Origin of the sequence: Paenibacillus sp. DMB20 (assembly GCF_000987955.1) — a bacterium.
GTDB lineage: Bacteria > Bacillota > Bacilli > Paenibacillales > Paenibacillaceae > Paenibacillus_AQ.
On sequence record NZ_LAZU01000006.1, the window covers coordinates 73972 to 98096 of the forward strand.

At 51.2% G+C, this 24125-nt stretch carries 23 protein-coding genes and 1 pseudogene; 7 read left to right on the forward strand and 17 right to left on the reverse strand.

Features of this window, described 5'->3' with window-relative positions:
- Positions 1 to 61 precede the first annotated feature (61 nt).
- The 9 genes and pseudogenes from XI25_RS02385 to XI25_RS02425 all read right to left on the reverse strand — a co-directional run bounded on the left by XI25_RS02385 (position 62) and on the right by XI25_RS02425 (position 10893).
- A complete protein-coding gene (locus tag XI25_RS02385) occupies positions 62 to 676 on the reverse strand; it encodes a response regulator transcription factor (protein ID WP_046677195.1) in 615 nt (204 codons plus the stop codon).
- On the reverse strand, positions 654 to 2216 hold the full coding sequence (locus XI25_RS02390) for a sensor histidine kinase (protein ID WP_046677196.1): 1563 nt from the start codon (positions 2214 to 2216) through the stop codon (positions 654 to 656). Before XI25_RS02390 ends, XI25_RS02385 begins: the two co-directional genes overlap by 23 nt.
- 1535 nt (positions 2217 to 3751) lie before the next feature.
- A complete protein-coding gene (locus XI25_RS36060) occupies positions 3752 to 4255 on the reverse strand; it encodes an FtsX-like permease family protein (RefSeq protein ID WP_327204711.1) in 504 nt (167 codons plus the stop codon).
- A gap of 13 nt (positions 4256 to 4268) precedes the next feature.
- Positions 4269 to 5018 (reverse strand): ABC transporter ATP-binding protein, encoded by a 750-nt coding sequence (locus XI25_RS02400; protein ID WP_046677221.1) that lies wholly within the window; start codon positions 5016 to 5018, stop codon positions 4269 to 4271.
- A 191-nt stretch (positions 5019 to 5209) separates the two neighbouring features.
- Positions 5210 to 6184: an aldo/keto reductase gene (locus XI25_RS02405; protein ID WP_046677197.1), complete on the reverse strand. Its 975-nt coding sequence runs from the start codon at positions 6182 to 6184 to the stop codon at positions 5210 to 5212.
- Between the two features lie 78 nt (positions 6185 to 6262).
- Positions 6263 to 7531, reverse strand: coding sequence for an ArnT family glycosyltransferase (locus XI25_RS02410; protein WP_235439626.1), 1269 nt, complete (start codon positions 7529 to 7531; stop codon positions 6263 to 6265).
- Positions 7532 to 7850: 319 nt separating this feature from the next.
- Positions 7851 to 8066 carry a hypothetical protein gene (locus tag XI25_RS02415; protein ID WP_046677198.1) on the reverse strand — a complete coding sequence of 72 codons (216 nt, stop codon included), beginning with the start codon at positions 8064 to 8066 and terminating at the stop codon, positions 7851 to 7853.
- An 81-nt stretch (positions 8067 to 8147) separates the two neighbouring features.
- Positions 8148 to 10003, reverse strand: a pseudogene (locus XI25_RS02420) (bifunctional diguanylate cyclase/phosphohydrolase).
- 269 nt (positions 10004 to 10272) lie between these two features.
- Positions 10273 to 10893, reverse strand: a complete 621-nt coding sequence (locus XI25_RS02425) for a DUF5317 domain-containing protein (RefSeq protein WP_046677199.1) — start codon at positions 10891 to 10893, stop codon at positions 10273 to 10275.
- 394 nt (positions 10894 to 11287) lie between these two features.
- On the opposite strand from XI25_RS02425, the gene XI25_RS02430 reads away from it, so the two are divergent.
- From XI25_RS02430 to nfsA, 4 genes are all read left to right on the forward strand, one after another.
- Positions 11288 to 11488: a copper ion binding protein gene (locus XI25_RS02430; RefSeq protein WP_046677200.1), complete on the forward strand. Its 201-nt coding sequence runs from the start codon at positions 11288 to 11290 to the stop codon at positions 11486 to 11488.
- A 155-nt stretch (positions 11489 to 11643) separates the two neighbouring features.
- The gene (locus XI25_RS02435; protein WP_046677201.1) at positions 11644 to 12807 is read left to right on the forward strand and encodes a YhgE/Pip domain-containing protein; all 1164 of its coding nucleotides are present in this window, start codon (positions 11644 to 11646) and stop codon (positions 12805 to 12807) included.
- Between the two features lie 101 nt (positions 12808 to 12908).
- Positions 12909 to 13508, forward strand: a complete 600-nt coding sequence (locus XI25_RS02440; RefSeq protein WP_046677202.1) for a TetR/AcrR family transcriptional regulator — start codon at positions 12909 to 12911, stop codon at positions 13506 to 13508.
- Positions 13501 to 14244: an oxygen-insensitive NADPH nitroreductase gene (nfsA, locus tag XI25_RS02445; protein ID WP_046677203.1), complete on the forward strand. Its 744-nt coding sequence runs from the start codon at positions 13501 to 13503 to the stop codon at positions 14242 to 14244. The genes XI25_RS02440 and nfsA overlap by 8 nt, the downstream gene beginning before the upstream one ends.
- Positions 14245 to 14419: 175 nt before the next feature.
- On the opposite strand, the gene XI25_RS33630 is transcribed toward nfsA, so the two are convergent.
- Positions 14420 to 14572: a hypothetical protein gene (locus tag XI25_RS33630; protein WP_200901351.1), complete on the reverse strand. Its 153-nt coding sequence runs from the start codon at positions 14570 to 14572 to the stop codon at positions 14420 to 14422.
- A gap of 232 nt (positions 14573 to 14804) precedes the next feature.
- Between XI25_RS33630 and XI25_RS02450 the strand changes: the two genes are divergently transcribed.
- A complete protein-coding gene (locus XI25_RS02450; RefSeq protein ID WP_046677204.1) occupies positions 14805 to 15581 on the forward strand; it encodes an exodeoxyribonuclease III in 777 nt (258 codons plus the stop codon).
- Positions 15582 to 15713: 132 nt separating this feature from the next.
- Here XI25_RS02450 and XI25_RS02455 read toward each other — a convergent pair whose 3' ends face one another.
- From XI25_RS02455 to XI25_RS02485, 7 genes are all read right to left on the reverse strand, one after another.
- Positions 15714 to 16313: a serine hydrolase domain-containing protein gene (locus tag XI25_RS02455; protein WP_052759425.1), complete on the reverse strand. Its 600-nt coding sequence runs from the start codon at positions 16311 to 16313 to the stop codon at positions 15714 to 15716.
- Between the two features lie 23 nt (positions 16314 to 16336).
- Positions 16337 to 17212, reverse strand: coding sequence for a TatD family hydrolase (locus tag XI25_RS02460; protein WP_082112179.1), 876 nt, complete (start codon positions 17210 to 17212; stop codon positions 16337 to 16339).
- The gene (locus XI25_RS02465; protein ID WP_046677205.1) at positions 17209 to 18042 is read right to left on the reverse strand and encodes an ABC transporter ATP-binding protein; all 834 of its coding nucleotides are present in this window, start codon (positions 18040 to 18042) and stop codon (positions 17209 to 17211) included. Before XI25_RS02465 ends, XI25_RS02460 begins: the two co-directional genes overlap by 4 nt.
- A gap of 15 nt (positions 18043 to 18057) precedes the next feature.
- Entirely contained in the window at positions 18058 to 18822 is a 765-nt protein-coding gene (locus XI25_RS02470; RefSeq protein ID WP_046677206.1) for an ABC transporter permease, read from the reverse strand.
- Entirely contained in the window at positions 18819 to 19112 is a 294-nt protein-coding gene (locus XI25_RS02475) for an MTH1187 family thiamine-binding protein (RefSeq protein WP_046677207.1), read from the reverse strand. Before XI25_RS02475 ends, XI25_RS02470 begins: the two co-directional genes overlap by 4 nt.
- A 78-nt stretch (positions 19113 to 19190) precedes the next feature.
- Entirely contained in the window at positions 19191 to 20204 is a 1014-nt protein-coding gene (locus XI25_RS02480; protein WP_046677208.1) for an ABC transporter substrate-binding protein, read from the reverse strand.
- A gap of 427 nt (positions 20205 to 20631) precedes the next feature.
- Positions 20632 to 21015 (reverse strand): VOC family protein, encoded by a 384-nt coding sequence (locus XI25_RS02485; RefSeq protein WP_046677209.1) that lies wholly within the window; start codon positions 21013 to 21015, stop codon positions 20632 to 20634.
- A gap of 356 nt (positions 21016 to 21371) precedes the next feature.
- On the opposite strand from XI25_RS02485, the gene XI25_RS02490 reads away from it, so the two are divergent.
- The gene (locus tag XI25_RS02490) at positions 21372 to 22898 is read left to right on the forward strand and encodes a DUF4084 domain-containing protein (protein WP_052759426.1); all 1527 of its coding nucleotides are present in this window, start codon (positions 21372 to 21374) and stop codon (positions 22896 to 22898) included.
- A gap of 83 nt (positions 22899 to 22981) precedes the next feature.
- Positions 22982 to 24025 carry an EAL domain-containing protein gene (locus tag XI25_RS02495; protein WP_046677210.1) on the forward strand — a complete coding sequence of 348 codons (1044 nt, stop codon included), beginning with the start codon at positions 22982 to 22984 and terminating at the stop codon, positions 24023 to 24025.
- Positions 24026 to 24125: the final 100 nt, after the last annotated feature.

Genomic DNA, 24125 nt, shown 5'->3' on the forward strand with positions numbered 1-24125 from the left:
CTAAATTTGCCGATCATTCAGGCCATAAATGATAAACGCAATAAAACACAGGATACCCGCGTCATAACGTCCTAAAAACAGGTTGTATGTATCCAAGCTGAATCCCCTTCGCAACGGCTTCCAACGACGAAGAGACATTCAGCTTTTCAAACGTATGCTGCAGATGGTTCGAGACCGTTCTTTCGCTCACATGGAGCATGCCCGCAATATCCTTGCGTTTATATCCGTCGCTTAACAACTGCAGAATTCGCTTCTCGCTGTCCGTCAGCGTCTCGATGAAATCGATCGATGCAGGGAAATAGGGCTGCCCGTTTTGGATTTGCAGAAGGGCACGGACCACCTCGGCGGGCTCCATGTTTTTATTCAGAAAACCTTTGGCTCCTATTCTTTTCGCCTCATACCGGTACACCGGCAGATCATAGCCGGTCAGCATCACAATATGGGCTTCGGGAACTTCCTGCAGAATTTTTTTGGCGAGCAGAATGCCGTCCTCACTGTCGGAGGAATTTAGATGGATGTCCATCAGTATAATATCCGGCCGCTCCTTTTGGATCACGGTAACCGCCTCGGCGACGTCCGAAAGGGATTGAAACCGCTCGATCTCGGGCGTGCCTTCCAAAGCGATTTCCAGGCTTTTGGCAAACAGGGCATGATCATCGATCAAGATAATATGCATAAGAGCCTTCTCCTTTCATTGGAAAATACACCTTCACGCACAAACCTCCGCTAGGAGCCGATTCCAGGGTCATGGAACCGTTGATCAGGGAGAGCTGCTCCCGAATCGACTGCAGTCCTTTCGGTCTAACTCCTTTTGGGTCGGATGGTTTTATGCCGATTCCGTTATCTTGAACCACTAACTCCACTTGCCCCTTATTAAGGGACAGCCGGACGTCAAGCGCGGTTCCTTGCGAGTGCTTCAAGGCGTTTGCAGCAAGCTCTTTAAGCACCCGATACACAATATAGTTGTAAGGTTCCACCAGGAAAAAGGTATCGTCGCAATCAAACGAAATATTGAACCTTGTCGTTGGATACGTCTGCTGAACCATGCTCAACAGATTTCTCAGGTTTTCCTTAAATGTCAGAGTACGGAGCAGGGTGGGGTGGTATTCCTGCATCTGCTGTCGGATCGACAGATTTAAACGATCGAGTGCTTCCATGATGAGACCGCGGATTTCCGGCCGATCCGATTTGTTCATCATATTTCGAATAGAGAGCAGATCTTGAAGAACGTCATCATGCAGATAATGCGAGAATTCTCTTTTCATCGATTCCTCCCGTTCAATCTGCCGCAGAACCCGTGCAAAATGGCTGTCCATACTCTGCATCGGCGGTTCGTTTGCCGCGTTCGAGGGTTGCCCGGCGTGATGATAAAGCAGCAAGCCATACACTTGGATGCACACAAGCAGCCCGTGAAGGATGACGAAATATTCGCTCGGCTGCAGCCGCAGCAACAAGGCAATAACGCTAAACAAACACACGATCCCGGACAACAGCATCAGCGAGGTTTTTCCCCGAAACCGGATGGCAGGGAAATCTTTCGCAAACGTAAATGCAATCCGGTGGATGCTGAACAAGGGCAGGATGAGAAACGGGTAGATCCCAAGTCCCTCTACGTACTCCGGTTCTGTCCCAAAGTACATGACATAGCCGACAAAAACCGCAGCTGCCGCCAAAGCCGAAGCCCCAAATTGCTTCCATTCGCTTCGGAGAACGAACAGAATTCGTTTCCGATGCACATAACAAAGAAAAACGCCGGCTCCGAAGCTAAGCATAAGCTGACCAAGCAAAAGCAAATGAAACCACGAATCCCGGATCAAGCCTGACAGCAGCGTGATGACGCAAGCCGTTTTCAATAGAACGTCGGTCGGTTTTTGAAACGTGTAAGCCGAGTCTTGAAAGAAAAAAGCGAATACGAATCGGAAGGCGGCGTACAACAGCAGGGAACCGCAGAAAGAGAGCAGTTTGGACAACTGCTCATCTCCCGAATCGACGCTTAACAAGGTATACCAGCCCACTAACATTAAAAGCCACGTAAACCGGGTCAAAACTTTGCTGTTTTTCAGATTCATGCTGCTGATGTAAACGGCATCCATCGCGATTAGAAACATGAGGGCCAGCAGGATGATATCCGCAATGGCGGTAACGTTCGGCAGACCGGATAAATGTCCGTGAACCAGGTAAGCAATAATCAGCAGCTCATTCGCGATAAGCAGCACTTGTCTGTAGGAGTAGCTGGTTTTTAACGGGCTCGCCTCCTTCCATGATCAGCCTTTACGAGTACGCAGACTGCATTAATGGGATAATGCGGCCCGGTAACAAGCTCGTTTGGTAATGAAATAATAAATGCAGAAAATGACGCCGGCAATGGTTAGGGCCATGGCGATCGGAACGATAATCTGACGGTTTTGGCCCAGAATATCATCGATGAGCAGCGATTTATAGCAGATGAGCCCGCAAATGCTATGGACGAAACCGATGCCGAACGGAATGGCATACATGACCAGAATTTGTCTCCGTATCATTTTCTTGATCTTCTTTTTACTGTAACCCATTTTGGCGAGGATTTCATAATCTTTCTGTTCATAAGCGATGGCCGAGATGTTATGAAAATACAGGATGCTGCCCGCCGCGATGAAAAAGAGCACCGTCAGAAAGCCCAGCAATAAAAAGGTGGAGCTGTTGGCGGACATGATGTCATACGTTCGAGCATAGGCGCTGGCGAAATAAGGGTTGTCCTTTAAGATGGGCTGCAGCGCATCGTAAGCCGGTTTGCTGTCCCTTAATTCCGGGCCATTTATGCTCATGACCGAAAGCTCGGGGAGCTTGAGAGCCGCCAATCGATTATAAATTTCATCGGAGACGACCAGGATGCCCACGCTGATATTAAATCCGACTGGGTTGGCTAGCGTCGTGTCCTGGACGATGATGTTCAGCGACTGGTTATCCGGAAGAGAAAGCCGGTAGGTTTGACCGATATCTTGGTTGTCCGGATCGGAACGGTATTTTACCAAAATGCCGCCGGTATTTTCCAACCGCTTGTAGTCCGTTTCCTTGCCTTGCTGCTCCAGCAATCGGTTATAGTCCGACAAAGCCATCAATTCAAATCCCGGCTCCTTGCCCAGTTCATACTCTGCGGGAAGGTTGTCCGATGGGGACTGGACTTTTAAAAGGGTTGTTTCCAGGGCTTTGTATCGATCGGGGCCGATCGCTTCATTCAATGCTTGAATAGCCCGTTTAGCCTGGTCCGGTTGTTCAACCCTAAATTCCATCGCGGAAGGAATGATGCGGGTTACGGCCGCCACGGGATAATGCATGGTGAGCGCCGTGGAACCGAATACCCCTAAGGTGCCGGCAATCAGCAGGGACAGCATGATCAAGGTTTTGGCGTTGGTCCGGATACGGTAGATAAACTTGGGTATCGTGACAATCGCAATGTCTTTGTACAGCAGGCTTTTCCGTCGTTCCAGCTTGCGCATCAGATACGGCACAAAAGAATAGATAAACAATGAAGTTCCGGCTGCAATCAGCATCACCATCAGCAGACCCATGGGAGCTACGCCGACCGATTTCCACAGCGACTCTTTGCCCCGCACTGCATCTATAGCGACCAAATCGCCTGATATCATGAGCAGGACCCCCAATACGGCAGCCGAAACACGAACCTTGATCGCCTTCTCCACCGCTTTTTCGAGTCGGACAAGACTTAACAATGTCGTTTTGCGGAGCAGCCTCCAGTTGGACAAGCTGAGCGCTAGGACGACCGCAAAGACGAATATAACGCTGTAGAGCACGGCTTTGCCGTTAAATAACGGGATAGCGGAGGCATTAATCCCCAAATCGAGCAGCGTGGAAACCCCGACAACGATTCCTTTATGGGCCAGGGCCCCCATGCGATGCCAATGAGAAGCGCTCCTAAGCTGATCAGGACGTTTTCGATGGTCAACAATTTAAGCATGGCGGACTTCCGGTATCCGAGCAGCGCATAAATGCCCAATTCCTTCATCCGGCGTTTCATAAAAAACTTGTTCGAATAGGACATATAAAATAAAACAAAAGCCATCAAAAAAACGGAAATGGTACGCGACATGGTTTCTACGCGTCCGTCTTCCGATATTTTCTCCATCATAATGTCGTTCATCGAAAAAGACGCAAAGGTGAAAAACACCGTCAAAATAAAGGCGACTGAGAACAGGTAGAGAGAGTAGAAGGACAGGTTCTTCTTTACGTTTTTAAAAGCAATCGTTCTTAACTTCATCACTGCACCTCTTTTAGCGGGATTCGTCCAAAAGAGCAATCTGCTCCAATATGGTCTCATAAAAGCCGCGACGATCCTGAGCTTTGCGTTCAAGCTCATTAAAAATCCGCCCGTCCTTAAAAAGCAGGATGCGCTTGGCAAAACTTGCTGCATATGCGTCATGGGTAACCATCATAATCGTCGTGCCCAATTCTTCGTTCGCTTCGCTTAACGTGCTCAGCAGTTCGGTGGCCGAGCTGGAATCCAGCGCCCCGGTCGGTTCGTCCGCGAACAATATCGCAGGTTTCTTGACGATGGCTCTTGCTGCCGCAACCCGCTGCCTCTGCCCGCCGGAAAGCTCGTTCGGATATTTTCCAAGCTGCTGGGATATGCCGAAGCGCTCGGCCAAAGCTTGTATAGAACTGTCGATCTCTTTTGGCGGCAGACCTTTTAGGGCAAGGGGAACAGCGATATTCTCCATGACCGTCAGGCTGTCCAAGAGGAAATATTCCTGAAAAATAAACCCGAGATGCTCATTGCGGAAATCGGAGGAACGGGTATCGTCGAGGTCGCCGATATCTACTCCGGTAATGGTGATTTGTCCATCGGTCGGCACGTCGATGGTGGACAATACGTTTAGCAGCGTTGTTTTTCCGGAGCCGGAAGCCCCCATGATGCCGATAAATTCTCCGGCGTGTACTTCAAAGGATATTCCGTTCAAGGCAGGCTTTTGCGCAGGGTTGTATCGTTTGGTCACGCCCTTTGCTTGTAACAGGCTTTGCATAACAATCTTCCTTTCTGCATGGTTGTGCAATTCCAACTTATTCTTTTTTGCGTGAAAGGGCATGAGCAAATAACGCACAATAAAAGGCCCGATCCCCAAACTCCCGCTTTTCTTTGCACAAAAAAAAGACGAGGTTAAACACTTTAACCAAAGCGTTTAACCTCGTCTTGCCGTATTTGAGCAGGCGACTATTAAGGAAGGGCTCTTCCGCGGGAGCTGACATACAGGCAATACCACTCTTCACGGGTAAGCTCCACCAGTTCCGCTCCGCCGCAAGCCCGGATACGGTCTGCGTTCTTGGTGCCGACAATCGGCTGGATTCCGGCCGGATGCTTCATGAGCCAAGCAAGCAGAATGGCTTCAGGCGTCGTTTCCTTCTCCTTGGCCAGCCGTTTGACCAAGGAGGCCGTCTCTTGAATCGACTCCGGCATGTCTTCTACCGGACGCCCGGTGTACAGGCCTTGCGCAAGCGGACTCCAGGCCTGGATCTGGATATTGTTCAGCTGGCAGTATTCCAGCGTGCCTTCGGGGAACGTATTGCTCTTCGCGGCGTCTTGATTGACGTGAACCCCGGCATCCAGCCAGCCGATATGCTGAAGGCTCATCTGCAGCTGGTTCACGATGAAGGGTTCTTTGCTGTAGGCCTGAAGCAGAGCAATTTGTCCGGCATGCATGTTGGACACGCCGAAGTGTCTGACTTTTCCGGACGATTTCAGGGTGTCGATCGCCTCGGCCACTTCAGCCGGGTCCATCAGGGGATCGGGGCGGTGGAGAAGAAGTATATCCAGATACTCGATGCCGAGCCGCTGCAGCGACCGGTCGACGCTGGACAAGATATAATCTTTGGAGAAATCGTAACGTCCCGGTATACCTTCGGACTCGGCAAAACGAATCCCGCATTTGGACTGGATGACGATCTCTTTACGCAGTTCAGGACGTTCTTTTAGGACTTGTCCGAACACTTTTTCGGCTTTGCCGCGGGTATAGATATCCGCATGATCAAACATATTGATACCGACCGAAAGTGCGGCGTCCACCGCTTCGTGCGCCTGTTTTACATGTTCTTCAGTAATCGGACTCTCATCCCAGCTCCCGCCGAGCCCCATGCACCCGAGCACGAGCCGGCTGGCCGGAATGTTCCGGCGGTTTAACGGCATAATGGCCATCTGATGAATCCCTCCTGTAGTCGTTTTCCTATCTCATTGTAGCATGTCGCCGGGCATGAAGCCTATTTAGCTCGTATGTCAGTGCAACGCTCTTAGAGTGATTGTTTTGTCTTCCGGATTGCAAGCATGTATTTTGCCCGGGAGCTCTCGCCTTCTAGTTATATTTCCGTCCACGATGCACACCCCGGAGGACGCTTGACTTATGTGCATAAACGACGGCTTTATTGGCCAGAAATGCACTGTAAAGCAGGATAAAGACCCCGTAAGGGAAGCCTGTCCCATCCAGCTCGGAACCATCCACTCTGCGGTTATAAAATACAGCAGGGTCAGCAGGACCGGGAGCTGCCGCTTCAACCGATACTTCCAAACGGACCAGATCAGGCCCGCGACGCCGGCATACAGCAGGATCAGCCGTACCCCGTCCAGGGCGGATTGGACCACGCGCCGGGCATCCTCATTGGCAAAGCGTCCGGCATACTTCGTCGACAAGCCTCCGAATATGCTCCGGTACAGATGGACAAGCGGGTTGCCTTCGATGAAACGCGCATCCAGCCAGAGCGGTGCGATGTTCCACGGGCCCGGAAGGTACAGGAGTTTTTCGAAAAGAGGAATGCTCAGCCACCAGGGGGACATGACCAGGACATAACCGGCGATAATGAGCAAGGTCCCCACGATAATGACCTTAGCCGGGCTCTGGTATTTCCACCATAACACGAGAAAAAGAATCGGGTATAAAAGCGCCTGCAGATTGAAACAGGCGACCAGGGCCGTCAGGATCCCGGCGGCGGTGTACCAGCCGGCCTGCCTCAGCTCCAACGCGCCAATGACGGCGCACACGAGCAGTAGCATAAGCATTTGCATCGTGGTATCCGGCAGAATCAGCCTGACGACTCCATAAGCCGGCCAATACAGCGCATAGATCGTACATGCCAGAAAGGCAGTGGATGTATTAAACATATACCTGGCCAAAACAAAGACCAGATAGACCGAAAAAGCATGAAGGAAACATTGGATCAGGCGATAAGCGGTAAGTGCGCCGCCGTCATCTCCGAACAGCTTGGTCAGTCCGGCAATCATGAGCGGCACGCCGGGCATGACGACGGAAGAGGCATCGGCTCCGCCGCCGTTATGGCTGATCATGGCCGAACTGTTTATATATTTTTGCTCCATTTCAATAATGGCTCCCTGGGGACCGTTGGTGTCGCCGGCGGCAATCAGAAGGCATGACATCAGAAACACCCCGGCGATGAGCCCCAGCAGCAGCTTGCGATTCAAACGACTCAAGGACCAGATGGAAAACAAATTGTCCACTCCACTCTTGTTAATCTCTATCGTATACGTAGTCACCGATTTCAAGTTAACGGTTATGTTTTCCTATATTATACTAGATTGCGCGATCCCAATCGAACGGCTTGCTTTAAAGAATGGTTCGGCTTCGCTTCAAATTTATTATTCTTTAATCTTAAATGAAATCATAAACTTACCGATATTTTAAAAAGGACTCCTCAAAAGGGAGTCCTTGCGGCGAGAACGGGTCCTTGTTAGAAAGGTTCCGTCAGAAACCGCTGTGATAATTATTAAATATAAGAATGTATTAGTTTTCATTTATGCCTTGGTTTACATTTCCTGTAGGAACATATTGTCCAGTAGAAGGGCAGCATCGTGTCTACTTGTCGCTGGAGGAACGGTTTTTGGACGTGCCGTCGCGCTTCTTTTCTTCCTGCTTTTCCATATTCAAATCTTCCATCGGAATGGGATCGACATGACGCTCGCTCTCAAATCGGTCGAACAAACTCTCCCGTTCCGTAGGGTATTGCTCCGGATGATCCGTATGCCTCGGACCGTTATGAAGAGGAAGCTGCTTCTTTTTGGAATCCGCCATGGTTCTCACCTCATTTATGATTGATACTCTTTTTATACCTGTTTTGGAAGAATATCAAACATGGGGAGGGATGAAGAGTATTTATGTCGTTTCCAAGCCTGCGGCAGGCAGCTGCTGCTCGTGGATTCGCTGCTCCATGTAGCGGATGAACAGCTCGGTCAGCTCGGGATCGAACTGGCTGCCCGAACAGCGTCTCAGTTCCTCGATGCCTTCTTCATAGGTTTTGGTTTTTTGGTAAGGGCGCTCCGTCGTCATGGCGTCAAACGAGTCGATGATCGTCAGCATGCGGCATAGCTTTGGAATCTGGTTGCCTTGAAAACCGTGCGGGTAACCGCCGCCGTCATACCGTTCATGATGAAGCTCGATATAGGGAACCAATTCCTTCAGCCTTTCATTCGTTTCCGCAATTCGTTTTCCCCAGGTCACATGGCGTTTTACCGTTTCCCATTCGTCCGGAGACAGCTTTTCCTTTTTGTTTAGAATACCCCAAGGAATTTCCAGCTTGCCGATATCGTGAATAAGCGCGCCGAGGACGAAATGCCGTCTTTCCGAGCTGTCCAGACCGAGTACCTCGCTCATGTCGATCGCGTAGCGGAAGACGCGCTTCGAATGCTTAAACGTATCCACGTCCTTATAGAGGAACAGCTTCAGCTGCTGCTCGATATCCCGGACGTCTTCGGCAAAATCGATTTCATACTCCTTGGTCGAGCCGCTGCCGTAGATATGGACATTGTTCTTGCCCTGCTTTTTCGAGTAATACAATGCCTGGTCCGCAAGATCGACCATTTGCGATTTATCGTAAATGTCGGCTCGGAAACCGGCTATCCCTGCGGAGAAGGAAAGGCAGCCTGTCGGAAAAATCTCAACGCCTTCAAAATAGGTATCATTCAGTTTTTTGCGGAGGCGATTCACGAGTTCATACGCTTTCGCCTCGTCATATCCAGCATCAGAATCGTAAATTCCTCGCCTCCGAAACGGGCAACGACCACCTCGGCCGGCTCGCATTCCTTTTTCAGAAAGCTTCCTAAGAATCCGAGCAGCATATCCCCTTTCAGGTGACCGAACTGGTCGTTATATTTCTTGAAATCGTCTATGTCAATCATGGCAAGCGAGAGAGGCTCGTCCGAATTTTTTGCTTTTTTGATTTCCGTATCCAGCAGATTCTCGAAATAGCTGTGATTGAACAGCCCCGTGCGCTGATCCTTGATGGCTTTCTCCTGAATTTCGTTATACATTTTGAATAATTGTTTATATGAGTACGAAAGCATTACGCTCACGGCGATAAACAGAGCGAGGCCGAAAATCCCGTTTTGTACAATAAGGATGGATAGAACCAGGGAAAGAATTAGAGTGCTCAGATAGACTAACAAGGTGTCCTTTAAAAAAGACTTAAGCGTTTCATATAGGGAACTTTTGTAATGAAGATAATAATGGAACCCGATGAGCAGCACGTTTAGTACAAAATACACGATAAGGGCAGCGACATAAGCATGAAGCTGGTCATTCTGGATGGGCCCGGTTTGTCCTCCGGCGATCTTATAGATATACGAAGAACCAATAATCATCAGTGAATATACAGAGAAATTTGCAAAGTGTTTCCACCAAGGAATATTTCTATCGTAGATGATAAAGGCAATTAAGTTTAAAAAAATGACAGACAATGCGAAAGGGGCTCCGTAAATAAAAATGCAAGCCAAATATACGGAGGAGTCCATGGATTGCAAGTTTCCTTCGGGGGGAAGCTGGAAAGTAAAATGATTTAAAATAAGCGTAGCAGCAAGCATTGCGTACACCCATACCCATTGAGCAGGCGTGTAGGTTAAAAACTCGACTTTATGAAAAAGTATAAAGAAACAGCTTCCCGTAATGGAAATAAAAATAAAGTAAAGTTGGCTGGCATCTATTTTGAAGGTATTAAGGCGCTTGAACATGGACATGGAATGCTTCTCCTCAGAAAACTTTGATGTTTTCTCCACATTTTAAGGTATATTACAACCTAAAACAACGATGATAAGTAAAAAAACAGGCTGCTGAGAGCCTGTTTTTATGTGAAGCTTAACTATTAACCCCATCTGTAACCGGAAGTCAGAGCAACTACTACGGAAGCCACGATGATCGCGTTGATTACGATGCGGGAATACTTGATTTTATCTGTTTTTTTCATATTATCCCCTCCTTTCAAGTAATCGTGAACTCGAAAAATGTATTATAAATTTTGAGGTTCACCAAGGGTAGGAGCTTTCTTCCCGGAATCCCCTGAAAGGCCGGCATTATTCTTGCCGGGGGTCATGATGTGAACGATAAAGAGGAAGATTCCGATATTCATAACGATATCCCCGATGCTGATCGCTTGGCTTCTGGGGTAGGGTGGAGACAATGGGATTATATCTCCAAGAAAATAAAGTTTGGTGGTAGAATCCAACAGAAAATGCTTGGTGATCACGGTGCCGTTCTTCAGCATGTCCACATAATAGGGATCAAGGACTGAAGCTGCCTGAATGGATACCGGCATCCGGCCGCCGTTGACGGCCATGACGAGAAAGTTAAGGAACACGCCGATAAGGATTAAAGAAAACCCTTTCTGGTTGCGGTTCATCCATAGGAAAATCATGCCGACGACGTAGATCCCAATGAAGGCATAGTTGCTTGCGGCAGCAAGTGCCGGGTAGTCCTCCTGAAACCGGAAAATAACGAATTGAATCAACAATAGAACCGGGAAGACCCAGCCGCCCTTCAGCCGGATTTTGCTGAACTGCTGAAGGCCGTGACGGAACCCGCCCCGAATCAGTCCGACAAACAGACCAACAATAATGCCGTCAAAAACCATAGGTTACTTTCCCACTTTCCTTATTTCGTCATTTCCTGTTACTTCTTATTCGACGTTAAATTGGAAATTCCTTCTTCTTTTTTATAAAAAGAAAAAATTTGTATCGTCAAGACGAATTATGTTGCAAAGGCACATTTTTAGATTATTATACCAGCAAAAGTGGAAGAACCGTACCATTTTTCGAGCGGCGCTGACAAAATGTATTCGAAGTTTTTTTGGATATTCTACAGGTTTCCTTACCCTCCAAGAGTGTAAGGAAACAAATCCGGCAATAAGAACAGAAGGCACTCGTTAAGTGTCAAACGTTCTTGAAAGCAGTCTTTACATACTATCGGGGGGTATAGTATTATTGAGATGAGAAATCTGGAACAGACAATCAAGGAGGGAAAATCTCATGAGCCAAATTACATTGAACGTAGAGGGCATGTCCTGCAACCACTGCGTGAATTCCATCGAGGGAGCGTTGAAGGAGATCGGCATGACAGGCAAAGTCGACCTTACTGCCGGAACGGTAACCGTAGAGTATGATGAATCCAAGGCAACCGTGGAGCAAATTAAAGAAACGATCGAAGAACAGGGATACGACGTCGTTTAATCCTATATGTATAACGAAAACCGTCAGGCTGGACCATCCGGCTTGGCGGTTTTTGCGCGCTATTGACAATAGAGCGGGATTCGCCTAACATTTAAACGAATGTTTAATTAAACGTATGTTTAAAACATTTGATTAAATTGAGGGGCGTGATCAAGTTGAATCATTTGCTTATTTTCTTGAAAAGACCGCAAACGATTATAGGTATCGTAACGGCACTGGCCTTTCAGGTTATATTCAGCGTCGTTTGGATGACGGGATACCAAGGGGCGAATGACCGGGTTAAAAATTTTCGGATTGCGGTTGTAAATGAAGACAAGGTCATGGGAGAACAAGTGGTCGGGAAGCTTCGGAGCAGCTTGCCTTTTGACATCAGCGAGACCGACCGCGAATCAGCTCGGGAGGAGCTTGTGAACCGGGAGGTACAGATGGTCTTGACTATTCCGGCGGATTTTTCGTCAAACCTGCAGAACCCGACGGCTTCAGCCAAGCTTTTATATGAAATCAATGAATCCAATCCCCAGATGGTAAAAAGCGTGATGGACAGCGCGGCGTCTTCCGTCACGGCAGCACTTAACCGCGAGGCTTCCGCAGCGGGCATTCAGGCCGTGCTTGAACAAAGCACCCTTCCTCCGGAGCAGGCGAAGGGTGCGGCAGCAGGTCTGGCGGATCGGGTCCGATCCGAAACGGCCTATATCCACCCTGTGGACGGACTGAATAATCAAATGGTGCCGATGATGATGGTGATTGCCTCTTTTGTAGGCGCGATGATCATGGGGATGAATATGCAGCAGGCTTCGGCAGCAGTCGGGAGCCGCATGACAAAATGGCAGTCCTTTACGGCACGGACGGTGATCAACGCCGTCTCGGCACTGCTCGTCTCCATGCTGGGATCGACGTTGGTTCTGGCTTTAGGCGGGAAGTCCGCCGAAGGCTTTATGGCTCTCTGGCTGTTCCAAAGCCTGTTTGTGTGGGTGTTTCTTGTATTCTCGCAAATGTTCCTTATCGTGTTCGGTATGGCCGGAATGTTGTTTAATATTACGCTTTTATCCCTGCAGCTGGTCGCTTCCGGCGCCATGGTGCCGAGACAAATGCTGGGGTCAGGGTTTCAGACGGCAGGCGACCTGCTTCCGGCCACGTATGCGGTGGAGGGATTGATGAACATCCTGTTTGGCGGCAGCCTTTTGGGGAAAGATATTGTCGGGCTTTCAGCCGTTGCTCTCATTTCGCTTGCGGTTTCCGCGGCTGTAACCGCAATGAGGAAAACGCGCCATTCCGATGGCAGCGACGAAGCCGTACAGCGCCTTGAAACCCCAGCCTAAATTGAGTTCCGTTCGGTATATGCCTGCCCGTTCCCATCGCTTGCGCTGTCCTGTCCGAAGTTCCATAATAGATAGAAGAACGTTTAAAGGGGACGCAAGGGATGGAACAGCCTGAACTGGATGTAAAAACACGCATATTGATGTCCGCCAAAAAGCTGTTTGCCAAGCAAGGATTTGAGGGAACCACGGTCCGGCAAATTTGCGAGGACGCCTCCGTGAATATCGCGCTGGTATCCTATCATTTTGGCGGTAAGGATAAGGTGTTTACCGCGATTTTCGAGCAGCTTTTTCCCGGATATGATCTGGAGCAGTATAAGGAACAAATGACCGACCCGGTGAAGGGCCTTGCTTTTGCGGTAAAAGAGATCATCTCCTTCACCTTGATCGATAAAGAGCTGAGCGACATCGTACAGCAGGAGCTGACGATGCGGACGCACCGCAAAGAGATCGTTCTTTCTTTTTTGCGGCCGGTATGGGGCTTGGTGAAGCAGCTGCTGGATCTGGGAAAGGCACAGGGAAAATTCCGTTTCGAATCCTCGGGAGAAACGCTGCTGATGGTCATGGGCGTGTGTTTATCCCATAAATTGATGATCAACTACGAGCCTTTGCTCGGTTTTAAAGATGCCGATCCGGAGCCTATTTCACGACAAGCGGTGCAGTTTATCTTTAGAGGATTGGGAGTGACTGAAATTGATGAATGAGACCTTATCGCTGCTCATGAACCACCGGTCCATACGCAAGTATGCAGACCGTCCGGTCACCGAGGAACAGTTGAAAACGATCATCGCGGCGGGGCAGATGGCTTCGAGCTCCAGCAGCGTTCAGGCATACAGCGTCATTGCGGTGACCGACTCGGAGCAGAAGCGAGTGTTGTCGGCGCTGTCCGGCAACCAGAGATATATAGAAGAGTGCCCGGTCTTCCTGATATGGTGTGCGGATTTATTCCGTTTGAAAAAAGCGGGCGAGGCGCATTTGGGCGATCAGGGGACATACGTGGATTCTACCGAAAACTTCATTGTGGCCACGGTGGACGCCGCGCTGGCTGCGCAAAACGCCGCGGTTGCGGCCGAATCGATGGGCTTGGGGATTGTATACATCGGCGGGGTCCGCAACCAAATTGCCGAAGTAGCTGAGCATTTGAAATTGCCGGAGCTTGTGTACCCGGTATTCGGCATGTGCGTGGGGTATCCGGACCAGAATCCCGGCATTCGTCCGCGCCTGCCGCAGGGGAGCGTGCTCCATCACGGAACCTATGATGGCTCGAAGACGGCGGAAGAAGTAAAATCCTACGATGATACGTACACGGAATATATGCGTGCCCGGAGCGGGGGCAAACCGGCGGCGTCCTGGTCGCAGTTCATGGCCAAACGTCTGGCTGAGCCGGTCCGCCTTCATATGAAGGATTTTTTGCAGGAAAAGGGTTTTATGAAGCGTTAGCTGAGAACGGCAAACAGCAACCCCACCGTCCAGAAGATAGGGGTTAAGATTTTTCGCAGAGACCCCATCGTCCTACCCAAAGGACGACGGGGTGTTTCCACTTGTCCGCAGAATAGTTCCTTCATCTTGAAAAAGACGACGAAATCGTTCTGTTAGTTCGCTGTTATGTTTTTCCCTATGGCTCCGGTTGATCCTCGCGGCAGTGCTCCTCGGCGGAAGAGAGAAACTCTTCCTCGTTATGGGACGCGAGCTTGTCCCCGTATTGATCCAGCCGTTCGGGACTGCTGGAGGGTCCGTCGTTTTTCGGTTTGTTGTTTCTTCCTGTCATGGTCAAGGCCTCCTTGTGGCAGATCGCTTCTGAACTGCATGATCTGGCGGCGGTGCCGCCATCGTTAATGTTGTTCCTTTTTTCCAGGCGGAATATTCATGACGCCAGGGGTTTATACCGGGATCGATTGTCAGCTCCATGCGGACCGTGTTAAGATCATGGGATTTGTAAGCTTCACAGATTCATCGAATTCATTAAGTCGCTATTTCATTCATGGAACAGGGGGAGAAACATGAAGCTGGTATCCTGGAATGTCAATGGTCTGCGGGCCTGCGTGACCAAAGGCTTCACCGATTATTTTCAGCAGGCCGATGCCGATATATTTTGCGTGCAAGAAACGAAGCTGCAGGAAGGTCAGATTGAGCTGGATCTCGGTTCGGAGTACCGCCAGTACTGGAATTATGCCTTGAAGAAGGGGTATTCCGGCACGGCCGTATTCACCAGAATCCCGCCGCTTTCCGTCCGTTACGGCATGGAGGAGGATAGCGAACCCGAGGGAAGGACCCTCACGCTGGAGTTTGAGGACTTCTATCTCGTCAATGTATACACGCCGAATGCCAAGCGTGACCTGAGCCGGCTGGAGTACAGGCTGGAATGGGAAGAGCGGTTTCGTGGTTATTTGCAGCAGTTGGATGGGATCAAACCCGTCATCGTATGCGGGGACCTTAATGTGGCGCATCAGGAGATCGATTTGAAAAATGCGAAGTCTAACCAGGGCAACTCCGGTTTCACCCTGGAAGAGCGCGGCAAGATGACAGAGCTGCTGGCGTCAGGCTTTATCGACACCTTCCGCTTTTTTTACCCGGATCGTACGGACGCATACACCTGGTGGTCATTTATGCCGAAAGTAAGGGAGCGGAACATCGGCTGGCGCATCGACTATTTCCTGGCATCCTCCCGTTTGGCGGAGCATTTGGCTGGTGCCGAAATCGATTGTCATGTCATGGGCAGCGATCATTGTCCAATCTCGCTCACGTTGAGGGAGTCCTTTTCCGCCAAACCCGAGTAAAGAGGGACTGGAGGAAACAGGTTTATTGTAAGAAAAACGTCTGCCGGGTACATTCCACTCAGGGGCTGCTTTAATCTAAAAGAAAGACCAAGCTCTCGACAGAGGGCTTGGTCTTCTTCTTATGGGTAAATATTAATCTCGGCTTTCCAGCGCGTTAACGATTACGCCAGCCAGTGTCGAGGTCAGCAAAGTCGAGACGTTGCTCAGCACGATAACGGCCGTTTCCTGATCCAGCAGCTTCATATAGGAAGCGGTATAGCCGTTGATGCCGCCATGGTGGAAGGCCATGGCACTTCCGGCCCCGGTTGTTGCCGTATTCCAGCCATAGCGGTAGGGCTGCTGCCCATCCTGCGTGAAAAGATGGGCCAGCATATTACCGGATATCAGCTTCCCCTCATCCAGCGCGCGGTTTAGCAAATAGAGATCCCCTACGGTAGAGACGATGCCGCCGGCCGAATAGGCGTTGGACATATCGATAAATGAGGCATTTTGCAGCTCTCCTTCAGGCGTTATCTCATACCCGCTCGCTTTATGTAGCAGGATCGCGCCGGAGTCAAGGATGGAATGGCTCATGCCGGCAGGCCCGAAAATCCGGGTGTTCAAAAATTCTGCGTAAGGCCACCCGCTGACAATCTCAATGATTTTCCCCAGCAGGATATAGCCGGAGTTCGAATAGCTGAAGCTTTCGCCGGGCCGGGATTCGGCAGGAAGCGAGAGAATCCACTCCACCATAGGGATGGTCCATTCCTATGATTTCATGGATGGATCCTGTAAAACCGCCGCGCATTGCCATACAAAATCCGGCGTGCCTCCGCCAGACCCAGCCCTTGTAATTCAGCCCAGGCTGCCGCGACGTCGGCGGTCATGCGGGGATGCGTCGGCTGGCCCTCAAAAGGTCCTTCGAACGGCCACGGTCCGTCCGTTTCCGTCATGACCTGGGCGGCAGGGTAGCGGCGAGCAAGATCGCGGATTTCCGGCTCATAGAGCAGATCCGGGGTAAAGGAGATGAAGTAACCCGCATCGGCCATCCGCCGCACGGTCTCCGGCGAGCCTTTAAACCAGTGAAAGTGTGCAGAGGTGACGCCGTGTTTTTCAAGAAGGCTGCAGGCGGTATCGGCATCCTCGTATACGGCATGAAGAACGATCGGTTTATGAAACTTCTTGGCAAATATAATAAACTGCTCCAGCAGGTCAACGTAAGGCCGATCGTCCCATGGCTTGCCCTCGGTTACGGCCTCCAGCCGGGAGTAGTAGGGGAGACCGACCTCGCCAACGGCGGTCATTTCATCCAGATGGCTTTCCATGAAATCGAACAGGCTGCTGACCTCGTCGGCGGCTGGAAGCGGCTGCTCGGGATGATAGCCGAAGGCTGGCCTTATCCGAGATTCATGCCTGCGGGCCAAATCCAGATTCCGGCGGCATGAATCCAGATCCATGGATACCGAGACGACCGCTTCAACGCCGCAGCCGGACAAGCTTTCAAGGATCGCCAGCTGCTGTTCTTCCGGATAAGAGTCCAGATGGATGTGGGCATCGATCAGGGGAAAAAGAACGGAAGGACCGGAGCTTGGAGCTCGATCCTGCTCGATAAGCTGAAGTGAATCCTGCTTGGTACGAGAAAGGGATGTCATTTATACAATTCCTCCCTCAGCAGCACTGAGATATCACGCTTCAAGGCCTGAAAGTCCGTGGTTAAAAGGACGCTTTCCCGTCGGGGCCGCGGAAACGGAACCTCGATTTTTTGAAGAACCCGGGCCGGACGGCTCGACATGACGTACACCGCGTCGGACAGCAGCAGCGCTTCCTCGATGTGGTGCGTGATCATAAGGACGGAGCGGCGGTTTTCTTCCCATATGTCAAGCAGCCAGCGCTGCATGTCGCTGCGTGTCAGCTCGTCAAGGGCGCTGAACGGCTCATCCAGGCACATCACTTCCTGGGTGCTCATCATGGCCCGAAGGAAAGCCGTCCGCTGCTGCATGCCGCCGGACAGCGTATGCGGATACGCCTTTTCGAATCCGGCAAGTCCGGCTCTCTTCATCCAGCGGCTTGCCTCCTCCCGAGCTTGCTCCCGGGGCATGCCGGCCAGCTCGCGGGGAAGCAGGATGTTATCTTCGACCGTGCGCCAAGGAAAGAGGGCAGGCTGCTGCGGCATATAGGCAATCAAGCCTTTCTGCCCCGTAACGTCCTTGCCGTCCATCCGGATGCTTCCGGTTTCAGGAGCGGTCAGGCCGCCAATAATGTGGAACAGGGTGCTCTTCCCGCTGCCGGACGGACCGATGATGGAAACGAACTGGCCGGGCTGCACGGAAAGGGACAGTCCGTCAAGAACCTTGACCTCGCGTTTGCGATTTCGGAAAGATTTATAAATATCGCGCGCTTCCAATACAGGCGGCTCAGAGGAGGAGTCCCGCGTTTCGCCATTATAATTACTTTGGGGTGCAGGACTAAGTTCGGTTTTCAACAGGGCAACCTCCTTTTATTTCTCCTGATGTTTGGGATTCCAGCGGATCAATCGTCTTTCGAGCAGGGTGATAAGTCCTACCATCAGCAGGCTCAGCAGCACGATAACGGCAATGGCGACAAACACCCGGTCGGTTCGGTAAGCGGATTTTTGCAGGAGCATGAAGTAGCCGATGCCTTTGTCCGAGCCGATCCATTCCCCGATAACGGCGCCCATGACCGAATAGGTAGCGGCAATGCGGACCCCGGAAAAGACGGAGGGAAGGGCATGCGGCAGCTCAAGCTTGGTGAACGTCTGCCATTTGGTGGCGCCCGTCATCCGCATGTAATTCATCATCGACATGTCCGTTCGGGTCAAACCGTCCATAGCGGCGACGGCTACCGGGAAGAAACAGACGAGAGTAATCACGATCATTTTCGGCAGCATCCCGAAGCCGAACCAGATCATCAAGAGCGGCGCAAGCGCGATGGTCGGCACGTTTTGGCTTACGACGAGAAGCGGATACAGGGCGGTCTTTAGCCAAGGAACCAGGTGGAGGATAAGGGCGATTACCAGACCGACAGCAGTGCCGATGACAAAACCGATAAGCGTCAGGCGCAAAGTAGCAAGCGTATGTTCAAGCAGGCCTTCCGCTCCGGCGGCAGCTTCTCGCGCAATGCCGGAGGGAGACGGAAGAATCCATTCCTCGATATCGAACATAAAGACGGCAAGCTGCCATGCCGCCAAAAAGAGAAGGACCGCCACGACGGGCGGCCACACGCGATTCCACCAAATGCTCATGGACGGTATTTCTCGGTCAGACGGTCCATGCTGATGCCTGCAGGGTACTGCGCGATTTTCACCTGGGAAATCACGCCCGGGCAGCCCGCCTTGAAAAGTGCTTCATGCATGTCGCTTACGATCTTCAAAAGCTCCGGCAGCTCGCCCTCGAGGGTCGTTTCCAAAGCGTGCACCTCATATTTTACGCCCGATTCCTGGATGACCTTGATGGCTTCATCGACGTAAGGGATGGTGTCCCGGCCGTCCGGCGTCTTGGGAATCACTTGAATGCTCAGCAGTGTGCTTGCCATTTTCCAATCTTCCTTTCTTTTACAAAGGCTCATCATAAGAGCTTGTTCTTTATCCATATCGTCTTGGGGAAACGGCCTTTAAGGCAAAAAATCGTTGGTGAACGCTTTGTCCGCCTCCAGCGGTTTGTCCAGCAGCTTGCGCTCGTACATCCAGTCGGCGTAACCTTTCCATACCTCTGCTTTCTGCTCTCCCCAGCGCGACGCATCGTCCTGGTATTTCGGGCTGAGCCATGCCTGGCTGGCCTTGACCAGTTCCTTATCCAAATCCGGAACGGCCTTGGTCAGCAATTCCGCGGCTTCTGCCGGCTGCTTGATGGCATAATCATAACCCTTCGCCGTGGCGCGCATGAAGGCTTTGACCAGTTCCGGGTCTTCCTGGATCATTTTTTCGCTTGTCACAAGAACGGGCGTGTAGTAGTCCAGCGCCTCGGCGTAATCCTTCACGTAAATCATGTCGAGTTTTTCCCCGCGCAGTTCGGCTTCCATGCCGGTCCAGGCATAAAAAATCCAGGCAAAATCGATGTCCCGCTTGACGGCCGTAAAGAAATCCGCATCGCCCATATTAACCATTTTTACCTTGCTCACGTCGGCGTTATCCTTTTCCATGATGGACTTCATGACGGCTTCCTCCACCGGGGAGCCCCAGCCGCCATACGTTTTTCCTTCAAAATCGGCTGCCTTCTTAATCCCGCGGTCGACCGGGGCAGCAAAGCCGGATGTATTATGCTGAATGACCGCGGCGATGGATACGAGCGGAACGCCCTGCGTACGGGCCAAGGTCACGCTCTCCTGGTAGCTGACTCCAAAATCGGCCTTGCCGGAAGCGACCAGGGCATCGCTGCCGCCTGCACCCGGCTGAACGATGCTGACGTTCAAGCCTTCCTCTTCGTAGTAGCCGAGGTCTTTGGCCGCATACAGCCCCGTATGATTCGTATTGGCCGACCAGTCCAGCATAAGCTGAACGTCCCGCAGCTTGGCGGGTTGTTTTGATTCTCCGGCGCCTTCGCCGGCAGGCTTCTCCTGATTTCCGCATCCGGCAGCCGTCAGCAGCAGGGTACAGAGCAGCAGGGATAGCAAGCTTTTCTTTTTCATGTTCTGTCTCTCTCCTTTGGACCTCCACTTCATTAGAACAATGCCAAGCCGCGGCGTTCGCGGCAGCCTCACAAGCCAAAACGACTTTCGTCGTCCTTCCCACGGACGAAAGCGTTTCTGCGAGAAATATAAGCCAAGCATAATGAAAAACTTATACTTTCTTATATTAAAAAAAGCGCCACGAAAATCGGGACGCATGACGGCGAAAGTAGTCGGTCTGCGGCGAAAGAAGCCGCTGACTGTAAAATTCCTACGCTGGCATTACCCAGATCAGGTACAAGGGTCAGTATCTTGAAGGGATACAATCTCAGCCGGCCAATTCCAGCACCCCGGGTCTATGAAGTTGATCATTTGATTTGCTACGTGTATTATAGTCCGCCTCCGGATTTCTGTCCAGTACGCCTGAGGCAGTCAGGATCCCGGCGCCTTAGCGTTGAAAAAACTCGATCCACTCGCCTTCCGGGCCGTGGATGAAGAAGTACCGGTGTCCGTTGGGCAGCGTAACGATTTCGTCGTCGATGTGCGGAACTTCCAGCGCTTTGACCCGCTTGTATTCGGCTTCGATATCGTCGGTGCTGACGGCAAAATGGTGAACCCTGCCTTCGGCCGGCAGCGCGTCGCTATATCCCTGAATTAGCTCGACCTCCGTCTCGCCGCTGCCGTTGAATCCCAGAAAAGCGAGCTCAATGACCCCGTTTGAATGAGGCAATCTTCCCTTCAATTCAAGGCCAACGACTTTGGTGTAAAAAGAAATGGTCTGCTCCAGATCCCTCACCATAATGCCTACATGATCCAAGCGTTTTTGTGCCATATGTACAGCCCCCTAATTCATGCAAAAATGAAATTAAAAGAAATGATAGCATTTAATTCCTAGTTGTCAAGTGGGAATAACTTTCACGCCACCAAATCGGTAGTGTTCAATAAGAAGTTCATCTATCATTATCAAACAGGTTTTTGCGCATTTGCGATAGCTAGAGACGTTATCCCAAGAGCGCCCATATAAGGGTTATTTTTACCGGTAAAGGGATCGATTCTTCCATAATCGGAGGTTCGTCCTTTACTTATTGTTGGGTAAAAAGTATCATGGAAAAAAGATGTATATTAATTCTTTAGGCCTAATCATGCAACATATCAATTACATGCAACCTTTTTACAGGGGGAGCGGTTATGAACCGGGTTCAAACGCATAAAGTACAGCTGTGGCTGGCCGTCATGTATATGTTCGTTCAATTTATGGTCGTGCTCTGGCTGCCCGAGGCCTTGGCCGTACATCGGATCCTGACCGTGACCGCTCCGCTGGTCGCCGCCGGTTTCCTGGCATCGGCTGCCCGGAGAAATGAGGGGACGCTGCGGGTTTTCTGGACTCTTCTTATGCTGGCTTTAATATTTGAAGGGGCAGGGCAGCTCGCATGGGCGTATGAGGCATGGATCAAGGAGGCCGCGGTCCGTAATGCAGGAACAGCCGATTGGTTCTGGTCATTTGAGTTGATACTCCTGGCCGCCGCCTTGATTTATTTGTTCCGCAACGCGCAGGGCCTCCTAAGAGGCGTTCGGTTCATGTTTGATATTGTGATTGTTTTTATCGTGATGATGACGGTTAGCTGGGAATACCTGATAAAGCCTCAGCGGATACGGCAAACCGCGATCGGAGACTGGCTGACGCTGTGGCTGGATGCCGTTTACCCGATATGCGGAATCGTGCTCATTTTCTTCACGCTGGTTCTTTATTCAAACGTAAGGAACGTGCGCATGGCCTCGGCGGTTTGCCTCTGCTCCGGCGGCTTTGTTTTGGTGGTTGGAAATATACTTTATTTATACCAGGTGGACCTGCTCGGCAAGCAGCAGAGCCCCTATTTGGATCTGTTGTGGGCCGCCGGTGCGCTTATGTTCGGCTTGAGCGGAACCCACTCGTTCCCGGTATCGGGCAAACCAATCGGGATAACGGAGAAGCATCGGGTCGCGGGAACCGTCGCGGTGAGGTTTTTGCTGCCTTACAGCATGCTGGCAGGACTGTTTTTTTTCATTACGGACCGTTACGGAGGTTGGAACAGCCTGTTTACGGGGTTATCCTTAAGCGTGCTGCTGATTCTCATACGCCAGGTGGTCATTCAGCTGGAGAACGACAGCCTGATGGAACGGCTGCATCACAGCCTGAAAAAGAGCGAGTATCTTGCCCATCACGATGACCTGACCGGATTGTACAACCGCCGATATTTTAACGCCCGGATGACGGAAGCCTTGGAGGAAGCGCGGCGTAACGGAAACCGGCTTGGATTGCTGTATATGGACTTAAACCGCTTTAAAACGGTAAATGACAAGTACGGGCATCGTACGGGGGACGCTTTGATCGTCATGGTAGCCTCCCGGCTTGCCTCGCTGGAAGACCATCGGTTTGTCATCTCCCGCTTGGGCGGGGATGAATTTACGGTGATGGTCTACCCGGCAGGAGATGACGCTGAGCTGTCGGAAACGGCGGAAAACATATGCTCCATGCTAAGCGAGCCTTACCGGCTGGAACCGGGCGAGATTCGCACAAGCCCCAGCGTTGGGGTGGCCGTGTATCCGGAGCATGCGGCCAATGACCAGGAGTTGATCGGACGGGCGGACGCCGCCATGTATGATGCCAAGGAAAGCGGTATCGGTTGGAAATTTTACGGGGAGCGGGTTCCGGCTGCGGCTGCGGCGGAATCCTAGTCTTTCATGCAGAGTATAAAGATATTAGGGGAAAAAAGCCGATAACAGGTATAGTGAGTGAGCTTGCTGAGGAGGACACACACATGTTTTGCGATAACTGCGGCACCATTGAACCGATTGGGGACCAGGGAACCGTTCATATACGACCGGCATTCGCCCAGCTGACTTTATTGCTTCAAAACAGCGGGCATGCCGTGAAAAAGACGCCCGAGGGCTGTTCTGTCGCATACAGCGGCCGTGAGGAGATGTTCTCATTGGTTCAGCTTATGAAATGCCTGTCTTCGTCCGTCCGGCAGCAGCTGTTTTTTTGCATCACGGGAAAGGGCGTACCGCTTGACCGGCGGAAATGGATCCCTTTGCACCTGTTTGAGGAACGATCAAAGCACTACGATGTTTTTAACATCATTCTGGGCAAGCATTTTACGAGTTTTATGCAGCCGATTGTGAACCGGGATGAAACTGTGATCGCTTATGAGTTTTTGCTGCGGCCGCGGCAGAACGGGCCTTCGTTTCAGCCGCATAAACTTTTTGAAGCCGCGCGTTTGATCGGGCTTCACTCCATTTTGGATCGGGCGGCCCGGATTTCGGCGATTGAAGCAAGCGCCTTGTGGCTGCCCAAGGGGATCAAACGGTTTGTCAATTTTCTGCCGTCCTCTATTTACAATCCGGAATATTGCCTTACTCATACTTTAGATGCCATTCAACGATTGTCGCTTGACCCTGCGGATTTTGTGTTCGAGGTGGTGGAGACGGAAGAGGTCGATGATGTAAAGCATCTTCAGGCGATTTTTGAAGTGTACCGGAGAAACGGGATTTCCGTCGCGATGGATGATGTCGGAGCGGGTTATTCCACGCTGGAGCAGATGATCCGGCTAAAGCCCGATTATGTAAAAATCGACCGGAGCCTGATTGACCGCTGCGACGAGAACCCGGAGCAGCAGCAATTCCTGTTAACCATCGCGAATACCGCCCGTGAGTTCGGAGCCTGCGTTCTGGCCGAGGGAATCGAGCGCCGCCAGGAATTTGAGTTTTGCTGCTCGATCGGCGTTGAGCTTGCGCAGGGTTACTTGTTCGGCAAGCCTGCAGAACGTCCGCTGGATTATGCACGGAAATCGGCGGGGTCTTAGACAAAGGATGCAAGGGCGTCGTTGTTCCGTTGTTACATAGAATTTTTCGCGTTAAAAAAAGAGCATCCCTAAGGGCCTGGCTGAACTGTGACCCATAAGA